This is a genomic window from Microbispora sp. NPDC088329 (assembly GCF_040685655.1).
In the GTDB taxonomy this organism is placed as follows: Bacteria; Actinomycetota; Actinomycetes; order Streptosporangiales; family Streptosporangiaceae; genus Microbispora.
On sequence record NZ_JBFBIP010000039.1, the window covers coordinates 1 to 14,654 of the forward strand.

General features: G+C 71.6%; 8 protein-coding genes and 1 pseudogene. 4 read left to right on the forward strand and 5 right to left on the reverse strand.

Features of this window, described 5'->3' with window-relative positions:
* Together AB0O28_RS38320 and AB0O28_RS38325 are read right to left on the reverse strand one after the other, a co-directional pair.
* Positions 1-416: pseudogene (locus AB0O28_RS38320) on the reverse strand (hypothetical protein); the annotation flags it as partial.
* A 14-nt stretch (positions 417-430) separates the two neighbouring features.
* Entirely contained in the window at positions 431-1,708 is a 1,278-nt protein-coding gene (locus AB0O28_RS38325; RefSeq protein WP_363647662.1) for a sugar ABC transporter substrate-binding protein, read from the reverse strand.
* Between the two features lie 396 nt (positions 1,709-2,104).
* Here AB0O28_RS38325 and AB0O28_RS38330 point away from each other — a divergent pair, with 396 nt between their 5' ends.
* Positions 2,105-5,746 (forward strand): LamG-like jellyroll fold domain-containing protein, encoded by a 3,642-nt coding sequence (locus AB0O28_RS38330; RefSeq protein WP_363647664.1) that lies wholly within the window; start codon positions 2,105-2,107, stop codon positions 5,744-5,746.
* A gap of 177 nt (positions 5,747-5,923) precedes the next feature.
* Here AB0O28_RS38330 and AB0O28_RS38335 read toward each other — a convergent pair whose 3' ends face one another.
* Positions 5,924-6,502: a helix-turn-helix domain-containing protein gene (locus AB0O28_RS38335; protein WP_363647666.1), complete on the reverse strand. Its 579-nt coding sequence runs from the start codon at positions 6,500-6,502 to the stop codon at positions 5,924-5,926.
* A 202-nt stretch (positions 6,503-6,704) separates the two neighbouring features.
* Here AB0O28_RS38335 and AB0O28_RS38340 point away from each other — a divergent pair, with 202 nt between their 5' ends.
* Together AB0O28_RS38340 and AB0O28_RS38345 are read left to right on the forward strand one after the other, a co-directional pair.
* Positions 6,705-8,138, forward strand: a complete 1,434-nt coding sequence (locus tag AB0O28_RS38340; RefSeq protein ID WP_363647668.1) for an MFS transporter — start codon at positions 6,705-6,707, stop codon at positions 8,136-8,138.
* 26 nt (positions 8,139-8,164) lie between these two features.
* Positions 8,165-9,052 carry an oxidoreductase gene (locus AB0O28_RS38345; protein WP_363647670.1) on the forward strand — a complete coding sequence of 296 codons (888 nt, stop codon included), beginning with the start codon at positions 8,165-8,167 and terminating at the stop codon, positions 9,050-9,052.
* Positions 9,053-9,126: 74 nt separating this feature from the next.
* On the opposite strand, the gene AB0O28_RS38350 is transcribed toward AB0O28_RS38345, so the two are convergent.
* Positions 9,127-10,821, reverse strand: a complete 1,695-nt coding sequence (locus tag AB0O28_RS38350) for an AMP-binding protein (RefSeq protein ID WP_363647672.1) — start codon at positions 10,819-10,821, stop codon at positions 9,127-9,129.
* A 237-nt stretch (positions 10,822-11,058) separates the two neighbouring features.
* Between AB0O28_RS38350 and AB0O28_RS38355 the strand changes: the two genes are divergently transcribed.
* Positions 11,059-11,814 carry a class I SAM-dependent methyltransferase gene (locus tag AB0O28_RS38355; protein ID WP_363647674.1) on the forward strand — a complete coding sequence of 252 codons (756 nt, stop codon included), beginning with the start codon at positions 11,059-11,061 and terminating at the stop codon, positions 11,812-11,814.
* 25 nt (positions 11,815-11,839) lie between these two features.
* Here AB0O28_RS38355 and AB0O28_RS38360 read toward each other — a convergent pair.
* A partial coding sequence (locus AB0O28_RS38360) for an SbcC/MukB-like Walker B domain-containing protein (protein ID WP_363647676.1) occupies positions 11,840-14,654 on the reverse strand: 2,815 nt, incomplete at its 5' end.

Here is a 14,654-nt window from a genome sequence, read left to right on the forward strand (position 1 = left end):
CGCAACGTCGCCGACAGCCGGAAGTTCCGGCTGAAGAACACGGCCAGGGCGAGCCCGATCGTGAACTGGAAGGCCAGCGACACCACCGTGAACACGATGGTGTGCCACAGCGCCGGGGCGAAGGTGGCGTCGGCGAACACCTTGGCGTAGTTGGCGAACCCGGCGAACGGCGCGTCCCCCTGCACGAACGACCGCACCGTGTAGTTGCGCAGGCTCAGCTCGACGTTGCGATACAGCGGGTAGGCGTAGAAGACCAGCAGATAGACGACGACGGGGGCGAGGAACGCCCACGCCGCCCACTGCTCTGTCGCCCACCGCCCTGGCGCCCGCTTCCCCGGTCGGGTACGCGCCGCCCGGCGCTCCCGCCCCTGAGCGGGGACGGGGGCGCGGGCGGTACGCACCGGCGATCGCGTCACTCGGCTCATGCTCATTACCGGGTCGCGCTCGCCGCCGCCGACTGCGCCGCCGTCATCGCCTCCTGCGGAGCCGTGGAGCCGCTCAGCGCCGCCTGCACGGCGCCCCACATCGGCTCGGAGATCTTCGGGTACTTCGTGCCGAGGTTGTCGCTGGTGCGGCCCTTGGCCGCCTTGACCGCCGCCACCCACACCTCGAGCTCGGCGTTCTGCTCGACCTGCTTGGCCTGCACCGCTTCCGTCGGCGCGATGTACGACAGCGTGGTCGTGGTCGCCAGGGAGTTGTCGGTGCTGGTCAGACAGCTCACGAGCTTCTGCGAGGTGGCGTAGCGTGCGGTGTCCGACTGCATCGGGATGCTGACGAACTCGCCGCCGGTCGGGGCGGGGGCGGTGCCGCCGTCCTTGGCGGGGATCGGGATGATGCCGTAGTCGAAGCCGGTCTTCTTGGCGTTGGCGAGCTGCCAGGTGCCGTTCTCCGCGAAGGCGAAGTCCCCGGTCGCGAACTCCTGCCAGCTGGTGGTCTGGGTGTTGTTGATGACCGAGTTGGGCGCGTAGCCCTTCTTGAGCCAGTCGGCCCACAGGGTCACCGCGGAGACGCCCTCGGGTGAGTCCAGTTTGGTGAGGTTCGCGCCGGAGCCCCAGAACCAGGGCAGGAACTGGAAGCTGCCCTCTTCGGTGCCGATGGCCGAGAACGTGATGCCCTTCTTGCCCGCGGCCTTCACCTTCTCCAACGCCGCGGTCAGCGACGCCCAGTCCTTCACCGCGGCCGCGTCCACGCCGGCCTTTTTCAGCACCTGCTTGTTGTAGTAGAGGGCCAGCGTGTTCGCCCCGATCGGGACCCCGTACGTCTTGCCGCCGAGCTGGCCCGCCGCGAGCAGGTTCGGCGCGATCGACGAGACGTCGAGCTTGTTCTCCTCGGTCGTCGTCAGCACGCCGGCCTCGGCCAGCGTAGAGACCACCGGGTTGTCCACGATCAGCACGTCCGGCGAGTTGCCCTGCTGGGCCGCCAGCAGCGCCTTGTTCGTCAGGTCGCTGGTGTCGTAGCCGGTCCGCTCGACCTTCGCCCCCGCCTGGGTGCCGCACGTGTCCAGCAGCTTCACCCAGTCGGAGCTCTTGTCGTACTGCGGGTACGGATCCCAGATCGTGTAGGTCCCGCCCCCGGCGGCCTGGCTCGCGCCCGCCGAGGAGGCGCCGGCGTCGTCGGACGGTGACGAGCAGGCGGCCAGCCCGGCGGCAGCCGTGAGGAGCGCCGCACCCATCCCGGCCGCACGCCGGCCGCTTGACCCTGGTCTCATTGACGTGACCTCCTGGCGTTACGCGCCTGTTTCCGATCGAAGTCGAACCGATTCGGCGAATCGGTTCGCTGACGATAGGCCCGGTCCGTCGCACGCGTCAATGGGATGCGCGGCACGATTTGCGGAGACGCCTGCGGAGACGCCTGCGGAGACGTCCGCAGAGACATCCGTGGAGGCGTCCACGCCGGCGCGCGCCGTGCGGCTTCCCGGGCTCGCGGCGCTGTCGTCCGATGCGAGCCGTGACGTGCGCCGGCGCGTGACGGCGAGATGACGATGACGTGCCGTAAGGGTTTCCGGCCCTTGACCGTTTCACGAAACCCCGCTTATCGTCCAATCGAATCGATTCGCCGAATCGATTCGATTCGCCACTCACTCCCCCCGCGAACAGGACAGCGCATGGCCGTACCCCTGTCCGGGCGAGCACGCAGGCTCGTGCCTCATGCCGTTCTCGCCTCCGCCCTCACGATGACCACGATCCCCCTTGCCGCCTCACCGGCACTCGCCTCGTCGGCCCAGAGCGCCGGCGCACCGGCACTCGTCCTTCACTACGACTTCGAAGGCGACCTGTCGAGCGGCGTCATCGAGGACCGCTCCCCCTCCGGTCTCGACGGAGTCCTCGCCAACCCCGGCGCGGTCAAGGCCGCCGCGGGCCCGGACGGCACACAGGCGCTGTCATTGCCCGGCGGGCCGACCGGCTCGTCGACCGCCCCCTACGTGACGATCCCGAACGGCCTGTTCCGCGACCGGCACGCGATGACGGTCTCCACCTGGCTGAAGTGGGCGGGCGGCGCCGACTTCCAGTGGGTCTACAACCTCGGGAAAGACGCCGGGACCGCCACCTTCGTCACCCCGTCGTACGCCGGCGACGCCACCACCAGGTCGTCCATCAAGCCGGTCAACGGCAGCGCCGAGGTGGGGGTGCCGGGCGCGCAGAAGCTGCCGACCGGCCAGTGGGTCAACCTCGTCACCACGATCGACGGCAAGACCCTCACCTACTACGTGAACGGCGTGGCCATCGGCAGCACCACCGCCCAGGTCGACCTGGCCGCGGTGATGCATTCCGATCGCAACAGCACCTCCGGCTTCCTGGGCAAGCCGTTCTGGGGCGGGCACCCCTTCCTCGCCGGCGACCTGGACGACTTCCGGGTCTACGACGCCTCCATGAGTGCCGAGCAGGTGGCGGAACTCGCGGGCGACCACAAGGCCGCCCTCACCAAGGTCGAGCAGACCTCCTTCCAGATCGTCACCTACACGGGCACCGCGCCGACGCTGCCCACGACCGTCAACGCGCAGTTCTCCGACGGCATCCGCCGCGGCGTGCCGGTCACCTGGGAGGCGGTCGACCCGGCCCGGTACGCCAAGCCGGGTCAGTTCACCGTCAAGGGCACCGCGTCCGGGGCCCCGATCGAGGCCACGGTCAAGGTCCTCGCCAACGACCTGACCGTCGACCTCGGCACCGAGACCGGCGCCTTCCACGGCGGCGCGTCGGGCACCCTGTACGGCGTGTACGGCGAGGGCGTGCCGACCTCCAACCTCCTCGAGGGCATGCGACTGCGCACGGTCGCGACCAAGGCCCAGGACGGCCCGCAGCACCCGGGCGCCGACGCCCTGGAGGTGGTCAAGCCGCTCGCCGACAGCACCGGCGGCGACGTGTACATCTACATGACCGACATCTACCGGGGCTTCCCCTACGAGTGGCCCGGCAGCACGCCCGAGGCCAGGCTGGACGACTTCAAAGCCAAGATCGCCAAGCAGGTCGACCAGGTCCTCCAACTCGACCCGAAATATCAGGACCACATCGTCTTCGTGCCGTTCAACGAGCCCGAGGGCAACATGTTCGGCACGGGCACGTGGAGCTACAACAAGATCAACTGGCTCAGCGACCCGCAGTACTACTTCAGGGCCTGGGATGAGATCAACGCCCTGATCAAGGGCAAGATGCCGAAGGCCAGGATCGCGGGCCCCAACACCAGTGTCCTGTACGACCAGGTGCAGGGCTTCCTGCGGCACGCCGTGCAGGCGGGGACCGTCCCCGAGGTCATGACCTGGCACGAGCTGGGCGACCCGGCCCGCATCCGCACCAACGTGGCGAAGTATCGCCAGTGGGAGCAGGCCATCTTCACGGGCACCCCGTACGAGGGCAGGCAGCTTCCGATCAACCTGGACGAGTACGCCTTCAACTACCACACGTCGGTGCCCGGCCAGATGGTCCAGTGGGCCTCGGCCATCGAGGAGTCGAAGGTCGACGCCGACATCGCGTACTGGAACATCGACGGCAACCTGTCCGACTCGGCCGTGCAGGCGAACCGAGGCAACGGCCAGTGGTGGCTGCTCCACGCCTACGGCCAGATGACCGGCAACACGGTCAAGGTCACCCCGCCGCGGCCGAACGTCAGCTACACGCTGCAGGGCGTCGCGACGCTCGACAAGGCCAAGGCCCAGGCCCGCGCGCTGTTCGGCGGCGCGTCCGGCCGGGTCGGGATCCACTTCGACAACGTGGACACCGGGTTGTTCGGCCCTACGGTGCACGCCCTGATCCAGGAGATCCCGTGGACCGGCCAGATCGGCGACTCCGCGCAGCCGCGCGTCGTCGCCGAGCTGAACCAGAAGGTGACCGACGGCGCGGTGACCTTCGCGTTCGGGTCCGCACTGCCCGCCCTGCGGGAGTCGTCGGCCTACCAGATCATCCTCACCCCCGGCGACCACGCCTCCTCCGGCACCCCGGCGACCACGCTCTGGCAGGCGACCTACGAGGCGGAGGACGCCGGCCACACCGGCTCCGGTTACAGCAGGAACGGCCCCGAGGGGACTCCCTCCGACGTCGGCAGGTTCTACACCTCCGGCGGCTATGACGTCGGCGGGCTGCGCACCGGCTCCGACGTCACGCTGAACTTCGCGGTGTCGGTACCGCGGGACGGCACGTACGACCTGTCGGTCTTCGCGAACTCCCTGAACACCGCCGGCGCGGTCCAGGAGCAGGGCCCGACCAACGTCTTCCTCCGGATCGACGGCAAGGACGAGCGGGAGCTCCACCTTCCGCTGGGGTACAAGTGGGTGGTCTGGGACCACACCGACACGAAGGTCCCCCTGTCCAAGGGCGACCACACGATCACCTTGGCCGCCAGGAGCCTTGACGGCACCCGCGCCACCAAGGGAGACGCGCTCGTCGACAAGATCGACCTCTCCCTCGCCAACCCGGCCGCGAGCGAGGCGATCTACGAGGCCGAGTACGCCACCCTCGGCGGCGCGCGCACCGACTACAGCGAGAAGAAGGTGTCCGGCTCCGGGGTGGCCGATCTGCGCAAGGGACAGTCGGCGACGTTCTGGGTCTACTCACCGCGCGACGGCGAGTCCACCTTGCGCGCCGACCTGCGCGGCGGCGGCAAGGGCACGCTGACCGTCAACGGCCGGGACATCGCCGAGCTGTCCGGCTCCTCGCAGGTCAGGGCGTTCCTGTCCGGCGGCGTCAACAAGATCACCTACACCGCGCGCACGGGCAGGGTGCGGCTGGACCGGCTGCGGGCCGCCACGACCGAGGGCACGCTCAAGCCCACCTGGTACGAGGCCGAGTCGGCCCACGTGTCCGGAGCCGCCAAGGTGGCCGCCTATCCGCTGGCGAGCGGCGGGAAGGCGGTCACCGACATCGGCGGGGCCCCCGGCAACGCGAACACCCTCACCTTCGACGTCACCGCCCCCGGGAACGGGACGTACGCGCTGACCGTCCGCTACTCCAACCCCGAGCAGTCCCCCGCCTCCCACTACAACCCCGACCCGCTGGCCCGCCACGCCGAGATCTCCGTCAACGGCGCCACCCCGCAGCGGGCCTGGTTCCCCCACTCGTTCCACGCCGACAACTTCTGGGAGCTGACCATCCCGGTCCAGCTCACTAAGGGAGCCAACACCGTCGCCTTCGCCTCACGAGAACTGCCGAACTTCGACGGCGCCACCTACATCTCCGACACCTTCCCGGACATCCTGCTCCGGTCGAAGTACGCCCCGATCATCGACAGGATCGCGGTGACGCCGATCGCCAAGTAAGCCGATCGCGAAGTAAGCCGATCGCCAAGTAAGCCGATCGCGAAGTAAGCCGATCGCGAAGTAAGCCGATCGCGAAGTAAGCCGATCGCGAAGTAAGCCGAACTTCGAGTAACACGCCGGGCACATGAGCCGGGCGGGGCCGCCGGCCCCGCCCGGCGTTCCTGTTTTCACCGGGGTTCAGGCCGGGCGGGAGCGGACCCCGTCGAGGGCCATGCCCAGCACCCGCTCACGCTGGTCGTCGTCGACGAACCCGCCCCCGGTGATTCCGGAGATCATCCGCAGGACGTCGTCGAAGGTCACGTCGCCGCGGACCTCCCCGGCCTCCCTCGCCCGGTCGAACAGCGGCTCCCCCGCCGCGTACATCGCGGTCCGGCTCGATCGCATCATCTCCGAGTCGCGGTTGAGCGCCTCGTAGATGGCCCGCTTGGTGGCCGCGTAGTCCACGAACCGGCGCAGCCAGGCGGCCAGCGCCTCCCACGGCGGCAGGCCCGCGACCTGCCCCGCGGCGCCGCACAGCTCGTCGATCTCGTCCAGGTACACGCTGTCGAACAGGTCCTGCCGCGTGGGGAAGTTGCGGTAGAGCGTGCCGATGCCGACACCGGCGCGCCGGGCGATGTCCTCCAGCGAGGCCGCCGTGCCGTGTTCGGCGAACGCCTCCCGCGCGGCGGCGAGCAGCGCGTCGAAGTTGCGCCGCGCGTCGGCGCGCTGGGGGCGTCGCACCCGCGTCCGGTGGCCTTCGGCCGCCTTCTCCTTCACCGGGTCTTCCTTCCGAGTTGTACCGGAGGCATACCTCCGCTAATGTGGAGGCACGCCTCGACTTTAGCAGGCGGGCATTCGCGTTCGCGTCCTCCCTGTCAAGGCCGCCCTGATCGTCGTCTTTGTTTCGCGCCGTCCCCGTCGCCGGGGCGGCGTCACCGGCGCGCCTCGTCGCGCCGGTTCCTCCTGTCGAAGGATGTCGATGTCACGCACCACCTCGCCGCAACGGCTGACCTTCCTCGCGCTGGCAGCCGCCACGGCCTCGTTCTCCCTGCTGCAGTCCCTGGTCAGCCCCGTGCTGTCCACCATCCAGCACGACCTGCACACCGGCCAGAGCACGGTGACCTGGGTGCTCACCGCCTGGCTGCTGTCCGCGTCCGTCGCCACGCCGCTGATGGGCCGCATCGCCGACATGATCGGCAAGGACCGCACACTGCTCATCGCGCTGGCCGCCATCGCGGTCGGCTGCGTCGTCGCCGCCGTCGCCCCCAACGTCGGGGTGCTCATCGCCGGACGGATCGTGCAGGGGCTCGGCGGCGCCGTGTTCCCCGTGTCGTTCGGGATCGTGCGCGACGAGTTCCCCGCCACCCGGGTGCCCTCGATGGTCGGCGTCCTGTCCGCCGTCATCGCCGCGGGTGGCGGCGTCGGAATCGTGCTGGCCGGCCCGATCGTCGACGCTCTCGGCTGGCGCTGGCTGTTCTGGATCCCGGCGATCGTCGTCGTCGCCACCGCGCTCCTGGCGTACCGCAACGTGCCCCGGTCCCCGGTGCGCACGCCCGGCCGGGTCAACTGGGCGGCCGCGGCGTTGCTGTCCGGATGGCTGGTGGCGCTGCTGGTCCCGCTCACCGAGGCGTCCGCCTGGGGCTGGGGCTCGGCCGCCGTCATCGCGCCGCTCGCCGCCGCCGCGGTGCTGTTCGCCGCGTGGATCGCGGTCGAGCTGCGCTCGCGCGACCCGCTGATCGACATGCGCATGATGCGGCTCCCGGCCGTGTGGACGACCAACCTGGTGGCGCTGCTGTTCGGCGCCGGCATGTTCGCCTCGTACGCGTTCCTGCCGCAGTTCATGCAGATGCCGGCGGCCGTGACGGGCTACGGATTCGGATCGAGCGTGACCGAGGCCGGGCTGCTGATGCTGCCCATGCTCGTCACGATGGCCGTCGCCGGCACGGTGAGCGGCCCGATCTCCCGCGTCGCCGGGGTCAAGGCACAGCTCGTGTGGGGATGCGCGCTCGGCGCGCTGTCGAGCGCCGGCGTCGCCCTCTGGCACGACCGGCCCTGGCAGCTCGCCGCCGCGACCGCCGTGTTCGGGCTCGGTCTCGGCCTGGCCTACGCCTCGATGACGAACCTGATCGTGCAGAGCGTGCCGGCCGGCCAGACCGCCGTCGCCGGCGGAATGAACACCAACATCCGCACCATCGGCGGCTCCATCGGCACCGCCGTCATCAGCTCGCTCGTCACCGGGCACCTGCGCCCCGACGGGCTGCCGTACGAGTCGGGCTTCACCACCGCCTTCCTGGTGCTGGCCGTGACCCTGGCGGCCACCGTCGCCGTGGCGCTGCTCGTCCCGGGGGCGCGCCGCCGTGCGGCGCCCGCCGCCGAGGCGGCCGAGCGGGTCCCGGTGGGCGCGGCACACTGAACATCCCCTGAAGGAGACAACACATCATGCAGAGGACATGGCTTATCACCGGCGCGTCCCGGGGCCTGGGACACGCGCTGGCCCGGGAGGTGCTCGAACGCGGCGACCGCCTCGTGGCCGCCGCCCGCCGGCCGGAACGGCTGGACGACCTCGTACGGGCCCACGGCGAGCGGGCACGCGCCGTCGCACTGGACGTCACCGACGCCGCGGCGGCGCAGCGGGCCGTACGGCTGGCCGTGGAGGAGTTCGGCTCGCTGGACGTGCTGGTGAACAACGCGGGGTACGCGAACTCCTCACCCATCGAGGAGACCTCCGACGAGGACTTCCGGGCGCAGTTCGAGACCAACCTGTTCGGCGTCGTCACCATGACCAAGGCCGCGCTGCCGGTGCTGCGCGCGCAGCGGTCCGGTCACATCCTGCAGATCGGCTCTGTGGGCGGCCGGGTCGGGGGCACACCGGGGCTCGGCGCCTACCAGGCCGCCAAGTTCGCCGTCGAGGGGTTCTCCGAGGTGCTGAACAGCGAGGTCCGGCCGCTGGGGATCACCGTGGTCGTCGTCGAGCCCGGCGGGTTCCGTACGGACTGGGGCGGCTCGTCGATGCGCATCCCGCCGGTGGGGCCGGACTACGAGCAGACCGTCGGCCGGGTGAACGCCTACCGGCGAGCGGTGGACGGCGCCCAGCCGGGCGACCCCCGGCGGGCGGCCAGGGTGATCGCCGAGCTGGTCGACGTGGACGATCCGCCGCTGCGGCTCCTGCTCGGCTCCGACGCGCTGCGCATGGCCGAGCAGGCGTCCCGGTCCCGTGCGGCCGAGGCGGAGCACTGGGCCGCCGTCAGCCGTTCGACGGACTTCGACGGCATCGTCGGGCTGACCGAGGAGCCGGTCGCCCGCCTCCTCGCGCACGGCGCGCGGTGACGGCCCCCGGCCCGGCTGCCCGATCCCGTTGACCCGGCCCGCTGCCCGGTCCCGCCGCCGGGCGGCGGGCCTGGTCAGGACCTCAGCTCGGGGAACTGGTCGTCCCGCCACTCCCCCGGCGGCGGGGTGCCCGCGTCCGCCGCGCCGGCCTCCCTGGCCCGCAGCTCGACCCGCCGGATCTTGCCCGAAATGGTCTTGGGCAGGTCGGCGAACTCGACGCGCCGCACCCGCTGGTAGGGCGCGAGCCTCTCACGGGCGTGCCGCAGGATGGCCGCGGCGGTCTCCCGGTTCGGCTCCCAGCCCGCGGCCGGCACCACGTACGCCTTGGGCACCGCCAGGCGGATCGGATCAGGGGCGGGCACGACCGCCGCCTCGGCCACGGCGGGGTGCTCGATGAGCACGCTTTCCAGCTCGAACGGCGAGATCTTGTAGTCGGACGCCTTGAACACGTCGTCGGTGCGTCCCACGAAGGTGATCGAGCCGTCGGCGTCCCGGACCGCGACGTCGCCGGTGTGGTAGAGCCCGCCGGCCATGGCCTCCTCGTCGCCGTCCAGGTATCCGGTCATCAGGTTGACCGGGCCGGCGGCGAGATCCAGACAGATCTCTCCTTCGTCCGCCGCCCGGCCGGTCACGGGATCGACGACCACGACGGGGACGCCGGGAAGAGGGCGGCCCATCGAACCCGCCTTGACGGGCGTGCCCGGCGTGTTGGCGATCAGCGCGGTCGTCTCGGTCTGGCCGTACCCGTCGCGGACCGTCAGCCCCCACGCCCGCTCCACCTGGGCGATGACCTCGGGATTAAGCGGCTCCCCCGCGGCGACCGCCTCACGCAGGCCGCCCGGCCCGTCCCCCAGGTCGGCCTGGATGAGCATCCGCCAGACCGTGGGCGGCGCGCAGAACGTGGTGACCCCGGCGCGGCGGATCCGCCCGAGCAGGGCGGCGGCGTCGAAGCGGGAGTAGTTGTGCACGAACACCGTCGCCTCGGCGTTCCAGGGCGCGAACAAGCAGCTCCAGGCGTGCTTGGCCCAGCCGGGCGAGCTGATGTTGAGATGGACGTCGCCCGGCCGCACCCCGATGAAGTACATCGTCGTCAGGTGCCCCACGGGATAGGACACCTGTGTGTGCCGCACGAGCTTCGGCCTGCTCGTCGTGCCCGAGGTGAAGTACAGCAGAAGCGGGTCGCCGGGGGAGGTCCCGGCCTCGAACGGCTCCGGCTCCGGCATCGCGGAGGCGTCGCCGTACCGCAGCCAGCCCGCCGCCTCACCCACGCAGACGCGGCCGTACTCCCCCGGCACGCCGTCGAACTTGTGCGTGTCGGCCGCGTTGACGATGACGTGCCGGACGCGTCCCCGCTCTACGCGGTCGGCGAGGTCCGCCGTGCCGAGGGCGGTCGTCGCCGGCATGATCACCGCACCGAGCTTCATCACCGCCAGCATCGACTCCCACAGCTCGACCTGGTTGCCGAGCATCAGCAGCACGTGGTCGCCCTTGCCGACCCCCCGGGCGGCCAGCCAGGCCGCCACCCGATCGGAGCGCCGGGCCATCTCGTCGAAGGAGAAGTGCCGCTCGGAGCCGTCCTCCTCCACGATCCACAGGGCCGTGCGGTCGTTCCCCCGCGCGATCGCGTCGAACCAGTCCGTGGCCCAGTTGAACCTGTCGCCGAAGACCGGCCAGGCGAACTCGCGGGCCGCCCGCTCGGGCTCCTCCCGTAAGCGGAGCAGCAGGTCGCGGGCTTCCCGGAAGAGCTGGGTGCGGGTCGTCTCGCTCACGCGCAACTCCTCGTCGTCGAAGCGGTCCCCGCCGTCAACGTACGGCCGTCCCTCGCGCCGTGTCACCCCCGAGATCCGCTGAGGTGCACCCTTGCGTCGGAGCGAGTCATTACCTATCGTGCCGATGTATCGGGTCGATACATCGGCACGGCACATCGCGGTCCAGGTCGTGGGAGTTCCGGCGGGCCGCCCACGGAGCTGCACCACCCAGCGGGACCGTAGGCGAAAGGGGCCACGATGAGGCGGATCGACTACGACACGGAGCAATACCAGGACTACGCGCGAGGTCGCGCGCTCACCGAGCGGCAACTGCAGGCATGGATGACCGCGTTCGGCGATCTCCTGCCCGAGCGGCGTCCACTCGCCGGGTTGGACGTCGGCTCGGGCACCGGCAGGTTCACCCCCGCGCTGGCGCGAGCGTTCGGGCCGGTGACCGGCGTCGAGCCGTCGGCCCGCATGCGCGAGATCGCGCAGGCGCGGTCCCGGCATCCCGGCGTGCGATACCTGGCAGGGTCCGCCGAGGACATTCCGGTGCCGTCCGGCAGCGCCGACTACGCTGTCATGCTGCAAGCCTGGCACCACGTCCAGGACAAGCCGCGGGCGGCCCGGGAGCTGGCCAGGGTGCTCAGGCCCGCCGGGCGGCTGCTGCTGCGCTCCGGGTTCAGCGATCACATGCCACGGATCTGGTGGCTGGAGTACTTCCCTCGCGGCTTCGAGGTGGACGCCTCCATGTTTCAGCCGCTGCACGAGGTCATCGAGACGTTCACGTCTGCCGGCTGGCGCGTCGCCGACTTCGGCACGGTCACGGAGCCGTCCTGCGGCACCCTCGGTGACATGCTCGAACGGCTGCGCCTGCGCACCCATTCGGTCTTCGCCCGCTTCACTCCCGACGAACTGGAGACCGGTTTCCGCCGCCTGGAGCAGGCTGTCGCCGCAGATCCCGGCGCGCCGGCGCCTGCGGATCCCGCGCCTCTGCTCACGCTCGAACGGTAGCGCTGCACCGCCGCGAGGACCGTTGTCACATCTCGGCCTCCGCGACGTCGGATGCCTCGTCGCCGTCGGCGGCGAGGAGGGTGCCCTCGGTGAGGGCGGGGGCGCGGCGGCTCGGACGGAAGCCGAGCAGCGTCTCGGCCAGCTCCTCGTTGCCGGAGAAACCGGCGTCGGCGTCGATGGTCTGGGCGCCGTCCCAGAGCATCAGCATCGCCGACACCGCGTGCGCGCTCTTGTCGTGGTGCATGTCGTAGTGCGCGGCCATCGGCACGGTGTCGAAGTGGATCCACAGGTCGTGGCCGGTCATGAACAAGTCGAGGCCGAACTTCACGGTCAGGCCCAGCAGCTCGGGCTTGTACCGGTCGTCGATGCCGGCGAAGGCCTCGTCCAGCGCGATCACGCGCGGGCACGTGGGCTTGGCGGACGAGTAGAGGGCGTTCGCCGCGGCGAACAGCGGGAGGTGGATGGCCGCCGACTTCTCCCCGCCGGACATCTCCTCGTGCTTGGCCCGGGTGAGCTTCACCTCCTTCTCCCCCGGCACGGCGAGCACCAGCTCGAAGCCGTACCAGGTGCGGTAGTCGAGCACGTCGGCCAGGGCCTGCTTGTACGTGGCACGCGGATGGGCGGCCCGGTAGTCGCGGATCATCTCTCGCAGCCGGCCGCGCAGCTCGCCCAGCCCGGCCACGCCGAGCCCCTGCGCGTCCCGGTCGAGGAGCCGCGCCACCGCGACCTGCCGGTCGTTCAGCCTGTCGGAGCGGCCCCACCGGATGCCGATCCTCGTGCCGGACGACATGGGCCGCGACCGGGTGTCGTCGTTCATGCCGCGCACCAGGTCGCGTGCGGTGCGCACCCGGTCGTGCACCTGCTGCGCGAGCGTGGTGAGCAACTCGTCCTCCAGCACCGTCCGCTCCCGCTCCTCGAGCAGCAGGCCCTGCTCCTGGACGCGGTCGGCGACGCGCCGGGCGAACGCCGCGACCGGGTTGCGGCCGCCCTCATCACTGACGTAGACCATGACGACGCCGGTGGGGTCGTGCTCCAGGCGGTAGTCCTCGGCGCAGCCGTCGAGCGCGTCCTGGAAGGTCCGCAGCGAGGCCGACAGCCGGCTCGCGGCGTTCTTGAGCGCGCTCTCCCCGGGCACGCGGATGCCGGCCATCTCCACGGCGAAGGCGTCCAGCAGCGCGGCCACCTCTCCCGGCAGCACCCGGCCGACCAGGGCGGCGGGATCCGGCGGCCGTCCACTGGAGTGGGCGGACAGCTCCGCGGCCACCGACGCGGCCGCCTCTGCCGGCTCGGGCCAGCCGACGTGGGCGGGCCACGGCGCCGTGGCGGTGACGCCGAGCAGCGGACGCAGTTCCAGATGCGCGTACGGCCCGAACGCCGCGACGTGCTCGAAGAGGTGCCCGAGCGCCCCGCTCAGGGAGAGCCGTCCGTGTTTGAGGTCATTCTCGGCGACGATCAGCGCCTTGTCCTCCCGCGCGGCCGCGGCGGCATGCTCCTCACATCGCTCGCGGACCTCGGCCAGACGGCGCTCGGCCTCGGCGACCTGGGCGAGCACCTCGCGGAGCGGCGCGTCCAGGGCCTCCTCACGCGCGCTGAGCTCCTCCGCGTCGGCCCGGTGTTCCCGCTCCTTGTCCTCCAGAGCGCGGGAGTACGCGTCGTACCGCTCGCGCTGCCGGGCGATCGCGGCCTGGCGGGACCCCAGGTCCCGCTCGTCGGACGCGGCCCGCTCGCGGCCGTCGTGCAGCCGCTGCGCCGTCGCCAGGAACTCGTCGACGGCCCGCGCGACCGCGTCCACTTCCTGTTCGGCGACGGGCATGCTCCGTTCCGCCGCGACCTGCCGCAGCCTCCGGTGCGCCGCGTCGACCTGGGCCACCGCCGCGTCGAGGTCCCGGCGCCGGTCCGCGAGAGCCGATCGCGCCTGGGCCAGCAGCGCGGACTCCCGCGACACGCGGGCGACGGCTTCGACGACCGCCGTGGCGGGCGGAAGCTCCTTCCTGGCCCGCGCGAAGTCCGCAAGGCGGCGGTTCGCACGCGCCAGGTCCCGTTCGGCGTCCTCGTGCGCCCGGCCCGTTTCGCCGATCACCTCGTCGTACTCGGCGAGCCTGGCCGCACGGCGGTTGGCCCGGTTCGTGGCGCCGATGTACTCGGGCGACGCCTTGGGCCGGGCGCCGAGCAGGAGGCCGACGCCGAACTGCGCCCGTCCGGTCACCACAGGCGCGGATGCGCCGGACGTGATCGCGTCGGCCGGAATCGCGTCGGAGACCGCGACCGACCTCAGCACGTCCGCGACGACCCCCGCCGGAACCAGGTCCTGCTCTTCCGGCACGAGGACGTCGGCCAGCGTACGGCCGGACGGGCGGCTCTCCTCCGGCAGCGGAACCAGGTAGCCGTCGGACTCCACGGCCGCGACGGCGTCGATGGTCTGCCGCGCGTCCGGATGCACCCAGGCGGTCAGCAGCCCCGCGCCGTACAGGGCCCCTTCGAGACCGGCCGCCTCCTGCTCGTCGAGGCCGTCGGCGAACCGGACGAGCCGCCACAGGGGCGCCCCCGGGCGTCCGTCGCGGTCCGCGGTCCTGCGGTCGTCGTGCGGCGGCGCCTCGTCGCGCTCCGCCGCGATTTCCTCCCGCTCGCGGCGCAGGCGGACGAGGTCGGCGGCGAGGTCGCGGACGCGGGCGGACAGGCGTTCGGCGGACCTGGCCGCCTCCGTCCGCCGTTCCTCGGTCCGCACGCTGTAGACCTCGGCCAGGGACGGCGCTCCGGCGTCGCCGGCGCGGGCGAGGGCCTCGGCCAGCGCCGCCACGTCGGCGGGCCCGGCCACCGCCTCGTCGTCCTGCGGGTACGCG

Coding starts and splice junctions, on each gene's coding strand:
- AB0O28_RS38325 (WP_363647662.1), bottom strand. CDS start 1,708: ATGAGACCAGGGTCAAGCGGCCGGCGTGCGGCCGGGATGGGTGCGGCG.
- AB0O28_RS38330 (WP_363647664.1), top strand. CDS start 2,105: ATGGCCGTACCCCTGTCCGGGCGAGCACGCAGGCTCGTGCCTCATGCC.
- AB0O28_RS38340 (WP_363647668.1), top strand. CDS start 6,705: ATGTCACGCACCACCTCGCCGCAACGGCTGACCTTCCTCGCGCTGGCA.
- AB0O28_RS38345 (WP_363647670.1), top strand. CDS start 8,165: ATGCAGAGGACATGGCTTATCACCGGCGCGTCCCGGGGCCTGGGACAC.
- AB0O28_RS38355 (WP_363647674.1), top strand. CDS start 11,059: ATGAGGCGGATCGACTACGACACGGAGCAATACCAGGACTACGCGCGA.